Genomic DNA, 19897 nt, shown 5'->3' with positions numbered 1-19897 from the left:
TTTTTCCGATAGAGATTGAGGAAAATATGTGCGCACCTGTCGTCGTATCATCAAACGATACCCTCTTCATTTGATATGGTGTGATCTTCTCCCAATGCGGTGTTGACGACCAATTCCATGCTGAGCTGAGCGATCTCCTCGAAAAATACGCTGTGGTAGTCGTTACGATAGGTGATGAAATATTCGAGATTGGGAAGCTTCAGCTCCGTATCTAAAATGCGAAGCCGCCCATCCGCGATGTATTTGCTGAAAAATGCTTTTGGCAGGATGGTGATACCGAGACCGAAAGTGGCAAGCTCGGCCAAAGCCGCCATATTGTTACACGATATGGTTTTGGTGAAAGGTAGTTTTGGATTGTCGATAACGTCGTGAAGGATGGGGCGCAGGATCGAGCCGGCAGACTGGATCAGCAGCGGATATTTCAGAAGCTCGTCGTTCGTCAGAACCCGGTCGCTGTTGTTGATCTTGGGGCTGCACATCCAGACCAATTCGATTTCGCCCAGGCGCCTGTTGATGAATTGAGGATGCTGCAACAGGCGCGGACAGATGACGAAATCGATCTTACGATCGTTCAGGCGTTCCAGCAGCCCCTTTGTCAGGTCGATCTCCGGTTCCAGCGAAATGCCGGGATATCGCTCCACGATCGTCGCCAGAAGCTCCGGAAGCAAGGAGATCGCCACAAGATCGCTGACGCCCAGCCGAAACTTCAGCGGCGTCGAGACAGAACGCGCCGTCAGTTTCAGGCGATCGTGCAGGCGCAGCATCTGTTCTGCGATGTCCCTGACGTCGTTGCCCTGTGGAGTCAGCACCGATTGCCGAAGTGTCCGGTCAAAAAGCGGCGAGGCGAACCCAGCCTCCAGTTCCGCAATGCGCTTAGAGATCGTCGACTGCGTGAGATTGAGGTAGGACGCGGCGGCCTCGAAGCTTCCTAAGGTCGCCACCCAATACAGCGCTTCCAATTGTTTTAGCGTGAACATCGCCAGCCCATGAATTATTTCGATTTATATAAATTGATATTTATCGCTTTTTTGCGTGACAGGGCAATATTATGAATCCGTGACACCAAGGCCGTGGAGGGCCTTGAAGGAGGCTTCATGATCATTGCAGAACACCCGTCGGCGGAGCAGGTCTCCTCGGCCCTTGTCGCGGAATATCTGGGCGTTGCGACATCCATCATCAGCGACAACCTGTCTCGGTTGCCCGGCGCGACCGGCATCCTGCCTTACCACAAGGGCGGCCATATGATCGGTACGGCGTTGACCGTTAAAACGCGGGCAGGTGACAACCTGGCGATCCACGCAGCGCTCAAGATCGCGCGGGCGGGCGATATCGTCGTCGTTGACGGCGGAGGAGATATCAGCCAGGCGCTGATCGGCGAAATCATCCTGACACATGCGGAATCCCTTGGCGTGGCCGGTTTCATCATCGATGGAGCGATCCGCGACCTAGCGGCGATCCGCGCGTCGGATCTGCCCTGTTATGCCCGCGGCGTAACCCACAAAGGCCCATACAAGTTCGGACCCGGCGCCCTCAATGTCTCGGTCTCGATTGGAGGTCTTGTTATCAATCCGGGTGATCTGATCGTCGGCGATGAGGATGGGATCGTAGCCCTCGCACCCGCTGTGGCTGCGCAACTTCTCCCGGGCATTCGGGCCCAAGAGGAAAATGAACGGGTCAAGATCGCAAGGTTCAAGGAGGCGCGACTACAGCTACAGGGCTGAAGCGCGGAAGGCCTGGACAGCTTAAAGGGAGGATAAGTCTGTGAATTTCTGGAAAACACTTATACTGGCCGCGTCTGCGGCGCTCACTATTCCGTCCGGCATTGCATGGGCGCAGACCAAGAATTCCGTTACCATCGTTCTGCCCGCCGGACCGGATCGGCTCGATCCGTGCGAAACGCCACGATCGGTGATCGGCCGCATCATCAAGCAAAATGTGGTCGAGACACTGGTGGAACTCGACTATGGCAATGGCAAGATTCTGCCGCGACTGGCAGAAAGCTGGGAACAGCCATCGCCGAACGAGTGGGTGTTCAAACTCCGCAAGGGCGTCAAATTCCATGATGGCGCACCTTTCGACGCGAAGTCTGTGGTCTATTCGGTCGAGCGCACGAACGACCCGAAGCTTACCTGCATTGCTCGCACTAAATATCTCGACGGCACGAGCATCGTCGCTTCGGTCATCGATGACAACACGGTGAAGTTCACCACGAAAACCCCGGTGCCGATCCTCCCGACGCTGCTGGCGCAATTGGCGATTTCCTCGCCGAATACGCCCAAAGGCGAATATACCAACAAACCGGTCGGCACAGGCCCATATAGGTTCGAAGGCTGGGCGCAGGGTGCCAGCGTCGTCATTGTGCGTGACGACAGTTATTGGGGTGCCAAGCCCGCCATCGAAAAGGCGACCTACGTCTGGCGCGGCGAATCCTCGGTCGCGGCCGCAATGGTCGAAACGGGCGAAGCTGACCTGGCTTTCTCGATCGCGCCTCAGGATGCGACCAACAAGGCGACGGACAAGGTCTACCCGAATTCCGACACGTCCATGTTTCGCCTTTCCGTCGACGTGCCGCCGCTCAATGACGCGCGCGTCCGAAAAGCGATCAACCTTGCGATCGACCGCAATGCCTTCCTCGGCAGTGTGATCAGTTCCGAAGCCCAGCTTGCAATGCAGCAGGTCGGCCCAAGCGTTCTTGGCTTCAATCCGAAACTGAAGCCCTGGCCATACGATCCGACTCAGGCAAAGAAACTTCTTGCAGAGGCAAAGGCGGATGGCGTCGACGTGACGCGGGAAATCCGGATGGTCGGCCGGGCGGGTATGTTCGCTAATTCCAACGAATTTGTCGAAGCCGCTGCCGAAATGCTGCGGCAGATAGGCCTCAACATCAAGCTCGACAATCTTGAAATGTCACAGTGGCTGCAGGTGGCAAACAAGCCATTTGCCGCGGATCGTCAGCCGAACATATTCCTGACCATGCACGACAACAATAGTGGCGACGCTGCGTTCACGGCCTTCTTCAAGTATCATTCCAATGGCCGTCAGAGCGAGCTGCACGATCCGGAACTCGACGCTCTCATCGACAAGGCAGGCACGGAACAGGGTGACAAGCGCGTCGCTGACTATCAGGAAGTTTTCCGTCGCATCTACGAGGACAAGGTCGCCGATGTGCCGCTGTTCCACATGGTCAACTTCATGCGGGTCGGCAAGCGGATTGATTTCTCTCCGACGATCGCCAACGCAGTCGAGCTGCAACTGGCAAGCCTCAAGCTGAAATAGCTGCTAAGGTAAGCGCCAGCCTGGCTGGCCCTTACCCTTCTTTCCGTTTGACGAAAAGATTCAATCATTCCCATCTGACGGAGGAGCGGGATTTGGGTTCGTTCATCTATAAGCGTTCGCTGCAAAGCCTGCTTTCGCTCATCGGGCTTATCGTGCTGGTGTTTTTCCTGGCGCGTATTACAGGCTCTCCGGTTGATCTCTATCTGCCGCAGGGCGCCTCGCAGGAAATCCGCAACCAGTTCAACGAGCAGTTCGGTTTCAACGACCCGCTCTACATCCAGTTCGGTCGCTTCATCTGGGGGCTTGTCCATCTCGACATGGGGCAGTCGCTGCAATTTTCGCGGCCGGCGACCGAGATCGTGCTGCAGGCATTTCCGACGACGCTGATGCTCGCGGCGGTGACCATGCCGCTGGTTATCGTGATTGCGGTGGTGACCGGTTCGCTCGCGGCATTCAAGCCCGGCGGCATATTCGACCGGCTCGCCAGCTTCATCTCGCTGCTGGGCGCCAGCACTCCCAACTTCTGGGTGGCGATCGTCGGCGTCCTCGTATTTGCGGTGACCTTGCGCGTGCTTCCGACATCCGGCACCGGAACGCCCCTGCATTGGGTATTGCCCGTCGCTGTGCTGGCCTTGCGGCCCGCCGGGGTCCTCGTGCAGGTGGTGCGCACCTCCATGTTGACCGCGTTGTCGTCGGCCTACATCAAGACGGCCCGCGCCAAGGGGGTCGGCTCGCGCGCCATCGTGTTCGTCCATGCACTCAGAAACGGGCTTCTTCCGGTCATCACCGTCGCAAGCGACCAGACGGCCGGCATCGTCAACGGCGCAGTGATCGTCGAGACCGTGTTCGGTTTTCCGGGCATCGGCAAGCTTATGATCGATTCCGTCATGCAGCGCGATTTCGCCGTCATCCAGGCTGCCGTTCTGGTGACTGCGCTTGCAGTCTTCATCATCAACATTCTCGTGGACATCACCTATGCCATCGTCGATCCGCGCATCCGGTACAACTGAGATGACCGTCCCAGTCGTCGCCTCGGCAAAGCCGGCAACCAGAACATCCGTCGCCCGCGACGTCGTCTGGCTCCTCTGGCAGGACAAGCTTGCCTTCGGTTCCGCCATCCTGCTGCTGCTCGTTCTGCTCTGCACCATCCTCGGCCCCTGGCTGCTGACGGATCAGGCGCGCGCCGTGAACCTTCTGGCGCGCAACGCCAAACCTTTCTCGCTTGATAAGGGCTGGCTGTTCATCCTCGGCGCCGATGCGCTTGGGCGCAGCCTTCTAGCCCGCATCATCGTCGCCAGCCAGAACACGATGCTGATCGCAGCCAGCGCCGTGGTCATCTCCACCGTCATCGGCGGTCTTCTCGGGCTCGTCGCGGGCTATAAAGGCGGCTGGGTCAGCGCGACGCTCCTGCGCCTTGCCGATGCGATTATGAGCTTTCCCTCGATGCTGCTGGCGGTGATCGTACTCTTCGTCTTCTCTCCCGGGGTCAGCAACGTCATCCTCGTGCTTGCCGTCTCCCGCATTCCGATCTTCCTGCGCACCGTTCGTGCCGAAGTGCTCGAGCTCAAGGAGCGGATGTTCGTCACGGCCGCCCTGGCGATGGGCGCGAAGACGGATCGCATTCTGCTGCGCCATATCGCACCGATGGTCATGCCGACGGTAATCAATCTGGCGGCGCTCGAAATGGCTTTCGTCATGCTGGTAGAATCGGGGCTGAGCTTCCTCGGTATCGGCATCCAGCCGCCCCAAGTCACCTGGGGGCTGATGGTCGCAGATGGCCGTAACTATCTCGGTTCGGCGTGGTGGCTGTCCTTCTGGCCGGGTTTGGCGATCATGGCGGTAACAATGGCATTGAACCTCCTTTCCAACTGGCTGCGCATCGTTACCGATCCGGTCGAGCGCTGGCGTTTCCAAACATCCGCAGGTGCAAAATGAGCCAGCAGGCCCTCCTCGAAATCAGGAACCTCAGCATAGACTTTCCGAACCGCACGGGCATCGTACATGCCGTGAACGATGTCAGTTGGTCGATCAATCCCGGCGAGACGCTTGCCATCCTCGGCGAAAGCGGCTCCGGCAAGAGCGTCAGCGCTTCCGCGGTGCTGGATCTCGTGGACAGTCCTCCGGCAGTGATTGCCGGCGGGCAAATTCTCTACCGTGGCCAGGATCTCCTGAGGGCCTCGAAGGAGGAGCGCCGTGCCATCAACGGCAAGAAGATCTCGATGATCTTTCAGGATCCGCTGGCGGCCCTCAATCCCGTCTATCCGGTGGGCTGGCAGATCGCTGAAACCCTGCGCGTTCATGGCGTTGACAAGGCGACCGCCCATGCGCGCGTCATCGATCTTCTCGCTCGCGTCGGTATCGAGGAACCGGAACGCCGCGCCAGACAATACCCCCACCAGTTTTCCGGTGGCCAGCGCCAGCGCATCATGATCGCCTCGGCAATTGCGCTCGAGCCTGATCTATTGATCGCCGACGAGCCGACAAGCGCCCTCGACGTGACGGTGCAGGCGCAAGTACTGGCTTTGTTGAAGAAGCTGCAGTCCGAAAGCGGGATGGGCATGGTGCTGATCACCCACGACCTGAGCGTCGTGGAAAAGGTCGCCGACCGCGTCGTGGTCATGCAGGATGGACGGATCGTTGAATCCGGAACATCGCAACAGATCATGACATTGCCACAGCACCCCTATACGCGAAAACTGCTCGACGCGATGCCGGGACGTCACGGCTTCGATGCAGCGCAGGAGGCGGCGATTCATGGCCGCACGCTCCTCGAAGTCGACAACGTATCGCGCATCTACGGCATCCGGCCCGGCAAGGCGGCAGAGGCCGGCCCAAACGCGATCCGGGCGGTGAACGAAGCAAGCTTCGTCCTTAAAAGCGGAGAAACGCTTGGGATCGTCGGGGAATCCGGTTCCGGAAAATCGACCCTCGCCCGGATGCTGCTCGGCCTCGACAAGCCGACCATCGGCGAGATCCGCTTCGACGGCCAGGATCTCAACGCTATGAGTGCCGCAGAAACGTTCAAGGTTCGCCGGCGCATGCAGTTCGTGTTCCAGGATCCGACCGCGTCCCTCAACCCCCGCATGACAATCAGCCAGATCATCGCCGAGCCTTGGGCCATCCATGCGGATGTCCTGCCGCGCAAGGATTGGCGCGGCAGGGTCATTGAATTGCTGGAGCGCGTCGGGTTGAAAGCCGACCACATCGACCGCTATCCGCATCAGTTTTCCGGCGGGCAGCGGCAGCGCGTTGCCATCGCCCGTTCGCTCGCGCTCAATCCGGAAGTCATCGTCTGCGACGAGGCCGTGTCGGCTCTCGACGTGTCGATCCAAGCCCAGGTCATCGACCTTCTCAAGCAACTGCGCGGCGAACTTGGCCTATCCTACATCTTCATCGCCCACGACCTGGCGCTGGTGCGCGATTTCGCAACTGATGTCGTGGTCATGTATCGCGGCCGGATCGTCGAAAAGGGCAAGACGGCGGACGTCTATAATAATCCGCAAAACGACTATACCAAGCGGCTTTTGTCTGCGAGCACGGCGCATCTTCCGACTGCGGCATGACGACGAATTGAACGCAATAAGTGAACTGATCCGCTTCGTCCTCAATGCCTATCTAAGAGATCAAAGGAGGTCTCCATATCTCGCATAGCTTTAAACGAGAATTCTTTGGATGGCTTGCAAAGCGCTTTCTGGCATGTACGTCAAAGGCGTATTAAGGCGCGACTGCAGATCGGATGCACGGAGTTGTCAGTTCAAATCCGATCACGGCGAACGTTAGTGAAAATCGTGACTAAGCGAAGATGCCGCCCGAAAGCGGTTGCGGTTCGCACGCCTTGACGTGCGACGCAGCTGTTACGCGTTTACCCGATAAAGCAAAACCCTAGAACTAGGCATCAATTGTAGCAGGTAGTCAAAGTCATTTGAATTCGCAGTCAGAACGGTCAAACCGAGCTTCTGTGCCTGGAGGAAAAGGACGCAATCGTGAAGCGCTCTCAAGCGTGCGTCCTGTCGATAACCCTGAATTCGGCATAATATCCCCGAGAGCATTGCGCCGCGACCTAGGACATCGGTGTCCGGCGTAAAGATGCGGTGCCCAGGCATTGCAGCGATGGTTTCTTTGGTCTTTCCAACCGCTACCTTTGTCCCCGAGTGCCTGGGGTCGAGGACGCCGACGGTGTGCATCAGCTCCTGGATCGCGATGGTTGAGTGGTTGACCTGACGTACGTCAAGGAGGTCTGCGACGATGTCGGGTGACCGTCCTTGCATTCCGTCTATGTAGACACAGGTGTCCAAAAGAAGCTCCCGTCCAGCTTCTGCTATATCCGAGAGGAAAGGAAGCTGCTCGTCCGTACGCCGGGCAAGCGTCTTACCCGGATCCAGTCGCGCCCATCGTAATGCGGCGTCAATGTCGAACGCTGGCAAGTTAGAAACCAAGCTTCAGCGTGGGATCGACGGTGGCACGGGTCTTGCGAAATGTCTCGGCGAATTTGTCGTCGAGAGCAACGCTCGCGAGAGCAAATTCGATCAAGTCTGTGTCGGTCTCTATGCCGGTGTGCTTCTTTGCCTGCTCCAGCAAGGCCGAGCTAATACGGCCACCAATGCGCTTGCTCTTCTCACCCAGTAACCCAGAATGTTCAGCTGCGTGCATGACGGCTCTGACACGTGCTTTTGAGGTCTCAAATTCGCCGGTCTCAGCCTTGCGTGCCACCTTGACGGGAAAGCGTGCTGCGGCTGGTTTAGCCTTTCCTGTCGATGCTTTCGTCATGAGATCAAGTTCCGTTGTCCAACAAAAATGATTTTCGTCCAACATAGCATTTGTAGCGAGCTTTTCAAGCCGCCTTGATCGTGAACGTTTCCCAAGCGGTCTTAGTCAACAATGATATAACTTTTCTAACACGCTCGATGAGCGGCAATCTTGGTATGTCCTCATTGCCGGTCGTTCCTATGCTCGCCTTTGCGGATGAAATGGCAAGGTCGAGGGTTGTGATCCCTTCACATCAGGTTTTTTGTCAATCGTTCATCCGAGTGGCATCGAATTTCTCCTTGGTAAGCGGATCCCGGTCTGAGCCCATAGTAATTACCGGCCCGATTCTCGGGCCTATACAACCTCACATCCGGTCGCCGTTCTTAGCGGCTGCACCATTATCCCGCATTCGACGGGCACGGGCTCAGGAGAACGGGACCAAACTCAAGATCGGCATTTGAGGGCCAAAAGGATCCCCGGTCCGTTCACCTGGATCCGTCAGGACTGATCAGGCCCTGAGGATTCGAATTTTCGTTATAGGCACGTCCGGCTTCAGGCGGTTTTCATGATCGCACCTTCGATCACGACGCCGGAACTCACATACTTCCAGAGAGCCACGAGCAGCTTACGCGCGAGCGCCACGACCATCGGCGTCTTTAAGCGGCCGGCGTTTTGAGCGATGCGCTCTTTGAACCATATCGCTAGCGTCGATTTTGGTTGATGTCGCAACCAAAGCCAGGCGAGCTCGACCATGGTTGCTCGTAAACGCGGATTTCCCGCCTTGGACACACCCTGTTCGCGATTGACGTTACCGCTTTGCCAAGGGGAGGGGGCAAGGCCTGCGTACGATGCGATTTGGCGTCGGTTGTCGAAGTGTCGGAATAGGCCTTCGGTGTAGAGTATAGTAGCGAATTCTGGCCCTATTCCTTTGATGCCCAAAAGGGCGGTCGCTTCCTTCGGTGTCTCTGACGTCTCGCGCACGATCAAGGCGTCTCGCTCTGCTTCTACAGCCTTGATTTGTGTGAGCAACAATTCCAGGCGATCGAGTTCTCTGGAGATTTCGGCCTTCAGGTGTTTGGAGAGCGGCCGACCATCGCCAGTCCGAAGCTCGTCCAGACGTTGCCGTCGATCTCGATTGACCGGTTGGTAGTCCCGAATTCCTTGAGTGAAGAGCAATCCCTTTATGCGATTGACGTGGAAGACCCGCTCGGCAATCAGCGTTTTCCGCTCCCGCCCAATCCGTCGGTTGTCGTCTTCCTCGGGAGTGAGAAGTTTGACCATCGAACAAGCGCGAGGCTCGCCGCGTTTCCATGCCATCAAAGCCCGGATCAGCGTTTCGCCGTCGATACGATCGGTCTTCGCCCGGCGATGCCGGCGCGGCATGGCGATCGATGCTGCTTCTACAATATGGCTCTCGATCCAAGCTTCCTTGCTGAGCACTCGCCCTAACCAGAAGCCATCCAACCCGGCCTCCTGGATCACTACCAGCGGGTAAAGTATGTTCTTTCGACGTTTGGCCTTCTGGCGAAGCTCGCCAAAACAAGAGAACAGGCCGGCGATGTCACCTCCAGTGATGGTATAGCGGGACATCTTCTCGCTACACGGCGACAGAGCCGTCACCAACCAGGTTGATTTGCTCAATTCCAACGAGACGAAAATTGCGCCAAGATCGACGAGAGTAGCGGTTTGCTTTTGAGATTGATCTGCTGTCATCGGCATGGTTGGCCTCCAGAGAGTTTTCTAGCGACCTCACTCTGCCACGGTGCAGGCCGCTACTCACCCCTGATGGGATCTCAAGAGCAGAAAGCATCGGCGGATACGCGGATATAGCTTTCTTCGCAACAAGGGACGGCGAAGATCGTCTCTTGATCGACAACACCTGGTTCGGATGGCCAGACCCGCCTCGATTCGGACTTATCTCCCGTCCCGCGATCGAACCGAAGAGCCCTGGCAACATTGCGGCTATTTCCCCGATCTCCCACGGACTTGGAATATTGTTCCCGACAAGGGCTAAAAATTGAGGGCAGGGATCCGCTCGCAAAATTCAGTTCTGCGACATGCGAAATTGTCTTTGACAGGTCCCACCGCAAAGCACGCTTTCCAAGCGGTGTTGTGTTTACAGACCCTGGCATGCATGGATGCTCCTTTCGCGGGTATCGGACATTGCGAGCTAAATTCACCGGGCATGAACTCGCTTTCGACTTCCATACTGGCTACAAAACCAGGCTCCGAATGCCCAGGGATGGCGGACAAATGATCCTTTCGGTGATTTTGCCTATGGCAAACCCAACGAAACGCGTGCGGCTTTTGTTGGTCCCGTTGACGTGCGAGGCGTACGGAATACCATAGCGATGGGCTCCCTTCTTATCGGCACGTATTCAGTGCACTTTATGTGAACCGCATCCAGTTAGCTCAGTCAGCCACGGCGGGTTAAGTCAATCCTGACTCGAATTTCTTCATGTGGGGAGGCCACCGCCATTTTAATACTCATGGACCAATTTGGTACCTAATCATGGCATGTGAGGCAAAGGTTCATGCTCCTAGCGCAGGATTTTGAACTGATCTTGTCCTGACCCTTTGTGAAAGGTGCGCGACTGCAGCCCCACCCACATTGCCCTGGCTTGTGTGATCGCAAGCCGTTCCCAACAGTCCCCTTGATCGGTCCGTGGACGGTAGCGGAACTGGAAGACAGTTTGTCGGCGTTGGCAATCAGCGTGACTTTCGAAGAGGCTCGATGGCTGGAAGACGGCACATCGGCGAAAAGAGTGGATGGAAACATTAGGGGTGGCTCGTAAAGACCCACCCCTTGGCAATCCTCGGCTCAGAAGAACCCAAGTTTGTTTGGGTTGTAGCTGACCAGCATGTTCTTGGTCTGCTGATAGTGGTCGAGCATCATCTTGTGCGTCTCGCGCCCAAAGCCCGACTGCTTGTATCCACCGAACGCGGCGTGGGCCGGGTAAGCGTGATAATTGTTGATCCAGACGCGGCCAGCCTGGATTGAGCGACCGAAGCGGTAGCAACGGTTGGCGTCGCGGCTCCACACGCCGGCCCCAAGGCCATATATGGTGTCATTAGCGATTTGCAGCGCCTCCGCCTCATTCTTGAACGTCGTGACAGAAACCACTGGGCCGAAGATCTCTTCCTGGAAGACCCGCATCTTGTTGTGGCCCTTCAGGATCGTTGGTTGAACGTAAAAGCCACTGGAAAAGTCCCCGTCAAGGCGCGCGGCATCCCCTCCGATCAGTACTTCTGCCCCTTCTTCCACGCCGATCGTCAGATAGGACAGGATCTTGTTCTGCTGTTCCTGGCTCGCCTGTGCCCCCACCATCGTCTGCATGTCGCGAGGGTCACCCTGTTTGATTGCGCGCACCCGCTCGATGCAGCGTGCGATGAACGCCTCGTAGATGTCCTCCTGGATAAGCGCACGACTGGGACAAGTGCAGACCTCGCCCTGGTTGAAGGCAAATAGGACGAACCCTTCGACGGCCTTGTCAAGGAACGCGTCATCCTCTGCCATCACGTCGGAGAAGAAGATGTTCGGGGACTTGCCGCCTAATTCCAGGGTCACGGGGATCAGGTTTTCGGTTGCCGCCTGCATGATGATGCGCCCGGTCTCGGTGGAGCCGGTGAAGGCGATCTTTGCAATGCGGGGGGATCTGGCCAGTGGGCCTCCCACCTCGGGTCCCATCCCGTTGACGATGTTCAGGACGCCATCCGGCAGGAGGTCGGCGATCAGTTCCATCAGCACCATGATGGCCGCTGGTGTCTGTTCGGCAGGCTTCAGTACAATGCAGTTGCCGGCGGCAAGTGCGGGGGCCAGCTTCCAGGCGGCCATCAGGATTGAAAAGTTCCACGGAATGATCTGCCCGACGACGCCCAGCGGCTCGTGATAGTGATAGGCGACCGTGTCGGCGTCGATTTCGGACATGGTGCCTTCCTGGGCACGCAACACAGAAGCGAAATAGCGGAAGTGGTCGACTGAAAGCGGGATGTCTGCCGCCGTGGTTTCGCGGATCGGCTTGCCGTTGTCCCACGTCTCAGCCTGCGCCAGAAGCTGGAGATTGTCTTCCAAGCGATCGGCGATCTTCAAGAGGATGTTGGCGCGTTCGCTTGCTGAGGTCCGGCCCCAGGCCTCCTTGGCATCGTGGGCTGCATCCAGCGCCAGCTCAACGTCGGCCACGTCCGATCGAGCAACTTCGCAGACCTTTGCGCCAGTGATCGGGGTGATGTTGTCGAAATATCGGCCGTGGACTGGGGGAACGAACTTGCCGCCAATGAAATTGTCATAGCGGTCCTTGAAGGGCGAGACATAGATGCTCGCCGGCTTGGTCATGATGTTCATGGGAATACTCCTCCGTGTGATCGGGTCCTCCACCCGGTCACATCTAGATGCGCCAAAAAGGTCGACTGGTCAGCCTGGGGAGAGAGGGTCAGGGGCCTAAAGCGTCCCAAATCTGAGACAGGTGGGCGCGCTATTCGCCGATATGCAGCCGTCTCATGCGCCGGTAAAGGGTCGCTCGACCGATCCCCAACCGCCGAGCAGCCTCCGACACGTTGCCCTCGGCACGAGCAAGGGCACGCATCACGGCGGCTCGTTCCGCAGCGTCGAACCCCAAGCACTCCTCTCCCTCGCCGAAGAGGTCCGACGCAGGGCGGGGTTTAAGCAAGCCCGTGGGCTCCAATCTGAATACCCGACGTGCACCCCGTGTTGCCCCGACGACAAGATCGTCGGCATCCACAGCCAAAAGCACCGACATCTCGCTGTCGTCCGTATGTGCCACCACGATGCGAGAATTCGGAAATGTAGCGCGGAAGTAATCGGCCTCGATGGACCGCGCGGTCTGCGCCACCATCGCCGAGATGAGCCGATTGAATCCTTCCGTCTGGTCGACCCGGGCAGAAGACACATCGAGCGCGGCGATGATGCCGCCATCGGCACCGAAGACCGGAGCATCCATGCAACTCATCCCAGTATTGCGGGCGAAGAAGTGTTCGTCGCGGTGGATAGTGACGCTTCTTTTCTCGGTCAGGCAGGTGCCTATTCCGTTGGTGCCTTCGCTGGCCTCGCTCCAGTCCGCGCCGGGCCACAGGCCCCATTCCCGGAAGACCGTCAGATCGGAATCCTTGCAGCGCTGATCCAGGATCACACCATCGCAATCGGTCAGAAGAACACCGCACCCTGATGCACCCACCAGGCCAAAGAGATGATCAAGCCTTGCTGTTGCAACCCTCATGAAGCGATCCAGGCAAGCTCGTCGGTGGTCGAGTTCCGCCTCCTCGACCCGATCGTTCGGTCGGCGCGCCGCCGGATCCAGCCGGTGATGTTCCATTGATCGTCGCCAGGAAGCTGCAAGCGGACTCCGCGCCGCGTCCGATCCGGACGCGATAACCTTTGCAACCCTGTTCACGTGATCGATTTCGCCGCGGATGATACGTCCTCCCTGTCTGTAAGCTTACCACCTCCTCCGGCTGCGGCAACATGAAACCCACCGGCAGCCCCGCCGCTCGGCGGCGCCCACGCCGCCCATGCCGGCGTCTATCCCGTTGATCCCGGACAGCGGCGGTTCGACGGTCGTCACCGCGGCGAAGCACCATTGCACGACTTCCATGCGGCCCGTGAAGTCAGCGGGAATCAGCTTTCCCTTTCTCGGCGAGGTAGAGCACCACCGCGCCGGACTCGGCAACAATGATGCCGTCGTCATCGATCACTGGCACTTGGCGGAAGGTGCTGACCCGGCTGTAGGCCGGACTGTCGAGTTCGCCCCGATTGCACCGCTCGATATTTCGATGGTCTATCCATCCATGAGGCGGTCCAGCCGGCCTACGGGAAAGCGGGCCAGCGCGGCTAACGACGGACGCTGTAGATTGCCTTTCCCGTGTCATTGCGGATAGTTGCTTGCGCACTTGGCGCAAAGTCAGGGCTGGCGCGGCTGTCCTAAGGGCGTCATCCCGTCGGAGACGTCTATTCGGAAAATGATTTCATCGGCCTCGAGCGTTATGCCGAGGCCGAGATTCAAGGAACTATCCGCCGATTACGACGTTCTTGCCTTCCTTGACGGCCTGCAGGGCTGCGTCGGCCAGCATCAGCGCGATCACGCCGTCTTCGGCCGAAGGCGAGGGCTCCGAGCCGCTTTCGACGCTGTCGATGAAGGCGGAGATCTCCGCTGCATAAGCCTCGGTATAACGGGTCATGAAGAAATCATGCAGCGGCGGACGGGTATAGCCGTCCTTGTTGGCGATCTCGATGGAGACCGGCCGCTGGTTTTCGGCGGCGACGGAGCCGAGCGATCCGTGCACCTCGATGCGCTGGTCATAACCGTAGCTCGCCCGGCGGGAGTTGGAGATGATGGCCTGCCTGCCGCTCTTCGTCGTCAGGATGAGGCTTGCGCTGTCATAGTCGCCGAGCTCGCCGATTTTCGGGTCGACCAGCACGGCGCCGGACGCCATGACGCTGTGGATTTCCTCGCCGAGCAGGAAACGCGCCATGTCGAAGTCGTGGATGGTCATATCGCGGAAAATGCCGCCGGAAACCTTGATGTATTCGGCCGGCGGCGGGCCGGGATCGCGGCTGGTGATCGTCACCATTTCCACCTTGCCGATCCTGCCGTCGTCGATCGCCTGTCGCACCGCCCGGAAATGCGGATCGAAGCGGCGGTTGAAACCGAGCATTACCTTGGCGCCGGTCCTGCGAACCGTCTCGACGCAGGCTTTGGCGCGGTCTACGTCGAGGTCGATCGGCTTTTCACAGAAGATCGCCTTGCCGGCCTTGGCGAAGCGTTCGATCAGGTCCGCGTGGGTGTTGGTCGGCGTGCAGATGATCACGGCATCGATATCGCCATCGGCCTCGACCGCATCGATCGTGCTGACCTTGCAGCCGGTGCTGTCGGCAATCGCTTGCGCTGCGTCGGCCATGGCATCCACGACTGCGACGAGCTTGGCTCGCTTGTCCTGCGCGATGGCGCGCGCATGTACCTTGCCGATGCGGCCTGCGCCGAGAAGCGCCAGTTTCGTGACCATGATGTCCTCCCGTGACATTGTCAGCTGTTTCAGCTAGTGCCGCCATCGCGGGCGACACGGCCATTTTCCCTGCTGCGTTTCCGGTTGTCCAAATCGAAATTTGGAATATATGTTCTATTTTGCTAGTTTGTGATTTCACCCATGTCAAGGAAAACGGAAGGACCGAATGGAGGACAGGGCGCCGGCCAATATAAAGCAATTCGAAGAGCGGCTGATCGACGTTTCGGAGAGCCTGCCGAAGCGGCTGCGGCAATGCGCCGACTATGTCGCGGCCAACAAGGACCGGATTGCGGTGTCCACGGTGGCCGAGATGGCGGAAGGGGCGGGCGTGCAGCCTTCGGCCTTCATGCGTTTCTGCCGGATTCTCGGCTTTTCCGGCTTCTCCGAAATGCAGCGGCTGTTTCGCGAGTCCTACGCGGGCAGCTGGCCGGATTATTCGACGCGGCTGAAACATCTACGGGAAAAGGCCGAGGGCAGCGCTTCCGCTCTGCTGGCAGAATTCGTCGATGCGGGCCGTGCTTCGCTTGAAAGCCTCCTGAAGACGATCGATGCGAAGACCCTGGACGACGCAGTCGAGGCGCTGGCGAAGGCGCAGATGATCCACATCATCGGCCTCAGGCGCTCGTTTCCGGTCGCAAGCTATATCTCCTATGCGTTCGAGAAGATGAACGTCCCGGCCATCCTGCATTCCGGTGTCGGCGGGCTCGACAACCACAATGCCATCCGCACCGGCGACGTGCTGTTGGCGATCACCTTTTCTCCCTATTCGGCAGAGACGGTCGATATGGTCGAGGCAGTGAGCGCGCGGGGCATCCCGGTCGTGGCCCTGACCGATACGATCGTCAGCCCCTTGCGGAAGTTCGAAGCGATCACACTTTCCGTCTCGGAGGTTGATTTCGGCGCTTTCCGCTCGCTGTCGGCGACGCTCTGTTTAGCCATCGTGCTGTCGGTGGCGGTGGGCACAAAACGATCCGAGTGAATGTTTGTGTTGAAAAATAAGAAAATGGAATTTATAGTCCATTTCTGATTGGAGGCGGCCGGGGAGGATCGGCCGGTTTCGGGCGGTAACGACGGAGCATAAAGCCCGGCCGCCGCAAGGGAGGAAATCTTGACGTCATTGGATCTCATCACGATCGGCCGCTCGTCCGTTGATCTTTACGGCGTGCAGGTCGGCGGACGTCTGGAGGATATGGCCTCCTTCAACAAATATATCGGCGGCTCGCCGACGAACATCGCCGCGGGTGCGGCCCGGCTCGGGCTGAAATCGGCGCTGATCACCCGCGTCGGCGCCGAGCATATGGGCCGGTTCATTCGTGAGCAGCTGATCCGCGAGAAGGTCGACGTGCGCGGCGTCAAGACCGATCCGGAGCGGCTGACGGCGCTCGTTTTGCTCGGTATCCGCGACCAGCATCAGTTCCCGCTGATCTTTTATCGCGAGAACTGCGCTGATATGGCGCTTTGCGAAGACGACATCGATCCCGGCTTTATTGCAGAAGCCGGCTGTGTCTGCGTCACGGGCACCCATCTTTCCCACCCGAACACCGAGGCGGCCGTCTTGAAGGCCTTGCGGCTCGCCCGCGAGAATGGCGCCCGCACGGCCCTCGATATCGACTATCGCCCCAACCTCTGGGGCCTTGCGGGCCATGAGGCCGGCGAAAGCCGCTTTATCGAGTCCGGCAAGGTGACCGCCAAACTGCAATCGAGCCTGCATCTGTTCGACCTGCTGGTCGGGACGGAAGAGGAGTTTCATATCGCCGGCGGTTCGACCGATACGCTCGCGGCGCTGAGGGCGGTTCGCGCCGTTTCCAAGGCGACCCTGGTCTGCAAGCGCGGCCCGATGGGCGCCGTCGTCTTTGAAGGCGATATTCCCGACAGTCTCGACAAAGGCCGGACGGGGCAGGGTTTTCCCATCGAGGTCTTCAACGTGCTCGGCGCCGGCGACGGCTTCATGGCAGGCCTGCTGAAGGGCTGGCTCACCGGCGAGGACTGGCCGACCGCGCTGAAATACGCCAACGCCTGCGGCGCCTTCGCCGTCTCGCGCCACGGCTGCACGCCGGCCTATCCGAGCTGGGAAGAGCTGCAGTATTTCTTCCGCACCGGCATCCGGGACAAGGCGCTGCGCAAGGACGGCGCGCTGGAGCAGGTGCACTGGTCGACCAACCGGACGGGCGAGTGGCCGCAATTGCGGGTCTTCGCTTTCGATCACCGCATGCAGCTCGAAGCGATTGCCGATGAGGCGGGCCAGAGTTCGGAGCGGATCGATGAGTTCAAGGCGCTTTGCCTGAAGGCCGCGCTTGACGTCTCGGACGGCAGGCACGGCTACGGCATTCTCTGCGACGGGCGGCTCGGCCGCGAAACCCTTTACAAGGCGACGGGCACGGGGTTGTGGATCGGCCGGCCGGTGGAATGGCCAGGCTCGCGTCCGCTGACCCTGGAGCCAGAGCTTGGTCCCGATCTCGGTGGCATCACGGAATGGCCGGTCGAGAATGTCGCCAAGGTTCTCTGCTTCTACCATCCCGATGACCCGGCCGAGATGCGGGAGAAACAGGAAGAGGTGATCCAGCGCCTGTTTGCCGCCACCCGCCGCAATCGGCTGGAAATGCTGCTGGAGGTGATCCCGTCCAAGGTCGGACCGGTCAACGATCGGACCGTTGCCGATATCATCGAGCGCTTTTACGAGATCGGTGTCTATCCCGATTGGTGGAAGCTCGAACCGATGAAGAGCGAGGCCGCCTGGGCGAATGCCTGCGCCGCCATCGAGAAGCATGATCCCTATGTGCGCGGCATTGTCGTGCTCGGGCTCGATGCGCCGATGGCAGAGCTGGAGGAAAGTTTTGCCACCGCGGCAGGCTTCGACCTTGTGAAGGGTTTTGCCGTCGGCCGGACGATTTTTGGCGACGCGGCGCGGCGTTGGTTTGCCGGCGCGATCGGCGACGACGAAGCGGTGGCCGACATGGTGCGAAAATACCGCGAACTCTGCACGGCCTGGGACACGGCGCGCGCAAGAGCCGGCAGCGGAGGAGGAAACGGCCGATGACAACAGTGAGACTGACCGCCGCGCAGGCGATGGTGCGCTATCTCGCAAACCAGATGACGGAGGAGGGCGTGCCCTTCATCGCCGGTGTCTGGGCGATCTTCGGCCACGGCAACGTCGCCGGCATGGGCGAGGCGCTGGCCGGCATCCGGCCGGACCTGCCCACCTATCGCGGCCAGAACGAGCAGTCGATGGCCCATGCGGCGATCGCCTATTCGAAACAGCTGCGCCGCAGCCGGGCGATGGCGGTGACCTCCTCGATAGGCCCGGGTGCGCTCAACATGGTGACGGCGGCGGCGTTGGCGCATGTAAACCGCCTGCCGGTGCTTTTCATCCCAGGTGACGTCTTTGCCAATCGCGGCCCGGATCCGGTTCTGCAGCAGATCGAGGATTTCGGCGACGGCCTTGCGAGCGTCAACGACTGCTTCCGGCCGGTCAGCCGTTATTTCGACCGCATCAGCCGGCCGGAACACCTTCTGACTGCACTGCCGCGCGCCATGCGGACCCTGACGGATCCGGCCGATTGCGGACCGGTGACATTAGCCTTCTGCCAGGACACCCAGGCCGAGGCCTATGATTATCCGGAAAGCTTCTTCGAGCCGAAGACGTGGCATTGGCGCCGGCCGCGGCCGGATGAAAACGAGTTTGAGCGTGCCATCGCGGCGATCCGGGCCGCAAAGAACCCGGTCATCGTTGCGGGCGGCGGCGTGCATTTTTCCGGCGCGACCGGGACGCTCGCGGCGTTTGCGAGCCGGCACAATATCCCGGTCGTCGAGACGCAGGCCGGCAAGTCGGCGCTGCCCTGGGACCATGCCTCCAATTTCGGCCCGGTCGGCGTGACCGGCGCTTCGAGCGCCAATGCCGTTTGCGAAAATGCCGATCTGGTGATTGGCGTCGGCACCCGGTTCCAGGATTTCACCACAGGCTCCTGGGCGCTCTTCAAGAATCCCGCGCGCCGTATCCTGTCGCTCAATGTCCAGCCCTATGACAGCGCCAAGCACGAAGCGATCCCGCTCGTCTCGGACGCGAAGGTCGGGCTGGAGCTGGTGGGTGCGGCGCTCGGCGATCATCGTTTCCGGGGAGTGGATGCCAGCCTCAAGGAGGACTGGTTCGCCAATGCGGATGCCGTCACCGCTGCCCCCAAGGACGGCAATCTGCTGCCGACCGACATGCAGGTGATCGGCGCCGTGCAGCGCGCCTCGCGCGACAATACGGTCGTCATGTGCGCCGCCGGCACCATGCCGGGCGAGCTGCACCAGCTCTGGAAGGCGGGAAGGCCGCTTTCCTACCATATGGAATACGGCTTCTCCTGCATGGGCTACGAGATCGCCGGCGGGCTCGGCATCAAGATGGCGGAGCCGGATCGCGACGTGATCGTCATGATCGGCGACGGCTCCTACATGATGATGAACTCGGAGCTTGCGACCGCCGTTGCGATGGGCGTCAAGATCACCGTCGTGATCACCGACAACCGCGGCTACGGCTGCATCAACCGGCTGCAGATGGCGACCGGCGGCGAGCAGTTCAACAATCTCTATGCACACACCAACCAGGCGAACCCGATGCAGATCGATTTCGCCGCCCATGCCGCCGCGATGGGCGCCGATGCCCGCAAGGTCTCCTCGATCGCCGATCTGGAAGCGGCATTGAACGGCGCGCGGGAAGCGAAGGTCGCAACCGTGATCGTCATCGACACCGATCCCTATCCGACGCCCGAAGGCGGGGGGTACTGGTGGGACGTCGCGGTGCCGGAGGTCTCGACCCGCGCTGAAGTTACGCAAGCTCGCGCCGCCTACGAAGCCGCACTCAAGGAAAGACGCTGAC

14 protein-coding genes and 1 pseudogene are annotated in these 19897 nt (G+C 59.6%); 9 read left to right on the top strand and 6 right to left on the bottom strand.

The window, feature by feature from the left end; translation table 11 throughout:
* Positions 1 to 50 precede the first annotated feature (50 nt).
* Positions 51 to 977, bottom strand: a complete 927-nt coding sequence (locus RG540_RS29745; protein WP_041365914.1) for a LysR family transcriptional regulator — start codon at positions 975 to 977, stop codon at positions 51 to 53.
* A gap of 117 nt (positions 978 to 1094) precedes the next feature.
* Between RG540_RS29745 and RG540_RS29740 the strand changes: the two genes are divergently transcribed.
* The 5 genes from RG540_RS29740 (at position 1095) to RG540_RS29720 (ending at position 6839) form a co-directional block, all read left to right on the top strand.
* Positions 1095 to 1721 carry an RraA family protein gene (locus tag RG540_RS29740; RefSeq protein WP_041365912.1) on the top strand — a complete coding sequence of 209 codons (627 nt, stop codon included), beginning with the start codon at positions 1095 to 1097 and terminating at the stop codon, positions 1719 to 1721.
* A 40-nt stretch (positions 1722 to 1761) separates the two neighbouring features.
* The gene (locus tag RG540_RS29735; protein WP_244446733.1) at positions 1762 to 3276 is read left to right on the top strand and encodes an ABC transporter substrate-binding protein; all 1515 of its coding nucleotides are present in this window, start codon (positions 1762 to 1764) and stop codon (positions 3274 to 3276) included.
* Between the two features lie 92 nt (positions 3277 to 3368).
* The gene (locus RG540_RS29730) at positions 3369 to 4286 is read left to right on the top strand and encodes an ABC transporter permease (RefSeq protein WP_041365910.1); all 918 of its coding nucleotides are present in this window, start codon (positions 3369 to 3371) and stop codon (positions 4284 to 4286) included.
* A gap of 1 nt (position 4287) precedes the next feature.
* Positions 4288 to 5211 carry an ABC transporter permease gene (locus RG540_RS29725; RefSeq protein ID WP_041365908.1) on the top strand — a complete coding sequence of 308 codons (924 nt, stop codon included), beginning with the start codon at positions 4288 to 4290 and terminating at the stop codon, positions 5209 to 5211.
* The gene (locus RG540_RS29720) at positions 5208 to 6839 is read left to right on the top strand and encodes an ABC transporter ATP-binding protein (protein WP_041365906.1); all 1632 of its coding nucleotides are present in this window, start codon (positions 5208 to 5210) and stop codon (positions 6837 to 6839) included. Before RG540_RS29725 ends, RG540_RS29720 begins: the two co-directional genes overlap by 4 nt.
* Before the next feature lie 862 nt (positions 6840 to 7701).
* Here the strand turns inward: RG540_RS29720 and RG540_RS29710 are convergent.
* Positions 7702 to 8043 carry a hypothetical protein gene (locus RG540_RS29710; RefSeq protein WP_244446732.1) on the bottom strand — a complete coding sequence of 114 codons (342 nt, stop codon included), beginning with the start codon at positions 8041 to 8043 and terminating at the stop codon, positions 7702 to 7704.
* Between the two features lie 531 nt (positions 8044 to 8574).
* The gene (locus RG540_RS29705) at positions 8575 to 9741 is read right to left on the bottom strand and encodes an IS110 family RNA-guided transposase (RefSeq protein WP_041364822.1); all 1167 of its coding nucleotides are present in this window, start codon (positions 9739 to 9741) and stop codon (positions 8575 to 8577) included.
* Between the two features lie 879 nt (positions 9742 to 10620).
* Here RG540_RS29705 and RG540_RS32785 point away from each other — a divergent pair.
* A pseudogene (locus RG540_RS32785) lies at positions 10621 to 10817 on the top strand (hypothetical protein); the annotation flags it as partial.
* 26 nt (positions 10818 to 10843) lie between these two features.
* Here the strand turns inward: RG540_RS32785 and adh are convergent.
* From adh to iolG, 3 genes are all read right to left on the bottom strand, one after another.
* Positions 10844 to 12364, bottom strand: coding sequence for an aldehyde dehydrogenase (gene adh, locus RG540_RS29700; protein ID WP_041365903.1), 1521 nt, complete (start codon positions 12362 to 12364; stop codon positions 10844 to 10846).
* Between the two features lie 130 nt (positions 12365 to 12494).
* Positions 12495 to 13352, bottom strand: coding sequence for a helix-turn-helix domain-containing protein (locus RG540_RS29695; protein ID WP_041365901.1), 858 nt, complete (start codon positions 13350 to 13352; stop codon positions 12495 to 12497).
* Positions 13353 to 14043: 691 nt separating this feature from the next.
* Positions 14044 to 15039 carry an inositol 2-dehydrogenase gene (gene iolG / locus RG540_RS29690; protein WP_041365899.1) on the bottom strand — a complete coding sequence of 332 codons (996 nt, stop codon included), beginning with the start codon at positions 15037 to 15039 and terminating at the stop codon, positions 14044 to 14046.
* Positions 15040 to 15205: 166 nt separating this feature from the next.
* Between iolG and RG540_RS29685 the strand changes: the two genes are divergently transcribed.
* From RG540_RS29685 to iolD, 3 genes are all read left to right on the top strand, one after another.
* Positions 15206 to 16018: a MurR/RpiR family transcriptional regulator gene (locus RG540_RS29685; protein WP_041365897.1), complete on the top strand. Its 813-nt coding sequence runs from the start codon at positions 15206 to 15208 to the stop codon at positions 16016 to 16018.
* Between the two features lie 129 nt (positions 16019 to 16147).
* Complete coding sequence (locus RG540_RS29680; protein WP_041365895.1) at positions 16148 to 18076, top strand: bifunctional 5-dehydro-2-deoxygluconokinase/5-dehydro-2-deoxyphosphogluconate aldolase; 1929 nt, start codon at positions 16148 to 16150, stop codon at positions 18074 to 18076.
* Positions 18073 to 19896 carry a 3D-(3,5/4)-trihydroxycyclohexane-1,2-dione acylhydrolase (decyclizing) gene (gene iolD / locus RG540_RS29675; RefSeq protein ID WP_041365893.1) on the top strand — a complete coding sequence of 608 codons (1824 nt, stop codon included), beginning with the start codon at positions 18073 to 18075 and terminating at the stop codon, positions 19894 to 19896. The genes RG540_RS29680 and iolD overlap by 4 nt, the downstream gene beginning before the upstream one ends.
* Position 19897 lies beyond the last annotated feature (1 nt).

The organism is Neorhizobium galegae bv. orientalis str. HAMBI 540 (genome assembly GCF_000731315.1).
Classification (GTDB): Bacteria; Pseudomonadota; Alphaproteobacteria; order Rhizobiales; family Rhizobiaceae; genus Neorhizobium; species Neorhizobium galegae.
Note: the sequence above shows the minus strand (reverse complement) of the source record. Positions and strands in the feature narration are given on the sequence as shown.

Bases quoted from the DNA above. Each gene is read 5' to 3' on its own strand.
- RG540_RS29745 (WP_041365914.1), bottom strand. From the start codon at position 977: ATGTTCACGCTAAAACAATTGGAAGCGCTGTATTGGGTGGCGACCTTA.
- RG540_RS29695 (WP_041365901.1), bottom strand. From the start codon at position 13,352: ATGGAACATCACCGGCTGGATCCGGCGGCGCGCCGACCGAACGATCGG.
- RG540_RS29725 (WP_041365908.1), top strand. From the start codon at position 4,288: ATGACCGTCCCAGTCGTCGCCTCGGCAAAGCCGGCAACCAGAACATCC.
- RG540_RS29685 (WP_041365897.1), top strand. From the start codon at position 15,206: ATGGAGGACAGGGCGCCGGCCAATATAAAGCAATTCGAAGAGCGGCTG.
- adh (WP_041365903.1), bottom strand. From the start codon at position 12,364: ATGAACATCATGACCAAGCCGGCGAGCATCTATGTCTCGCCCTTCAAG.
- RG540_RS29740 (WP_041365912.1), top strand. From the start codon at position 1,095: ATGATCATTGCAGAACACCCGTCGGCGGAGCAGGTCTCCTCGGCCCTT.
- RG540_RS29710 (WP_244446732.1), bottom strand. From the start codon at position 8,043: ATGACGAAAGCATCGACAGGAAAGGCTAAACCAGCCGCAGCACGCTTT.
- RG540_RS29720 (WP_041365906.1), top strand. From the start codon at position 5,208: ATGAGCCAGCAGGCCCTCCTCGAAATCAGGAACCTCAGCATAGACTTT.
- iolD (WP_041365893.1), top strand. From the start codon at position 18,073: ATGACAACAGTGAGACTGACCGCCGCGCAGGCGATGGTGCGCTATCTC.
- iolG (WP_041365899.1), bottom strand. From the start codon at position 15,039: ATGGTCACGAAACTGGCGCTTCTCGGCGCAGGCCGCATCGGCAAGGTA.
- RG540_RS29705 (WP_041364822.1), bottom strand. From the start codon at position 9,741: ATGCCGATGACAGCAGATCAATCTCAAAAGCAAACCGCTACTCTCGTC.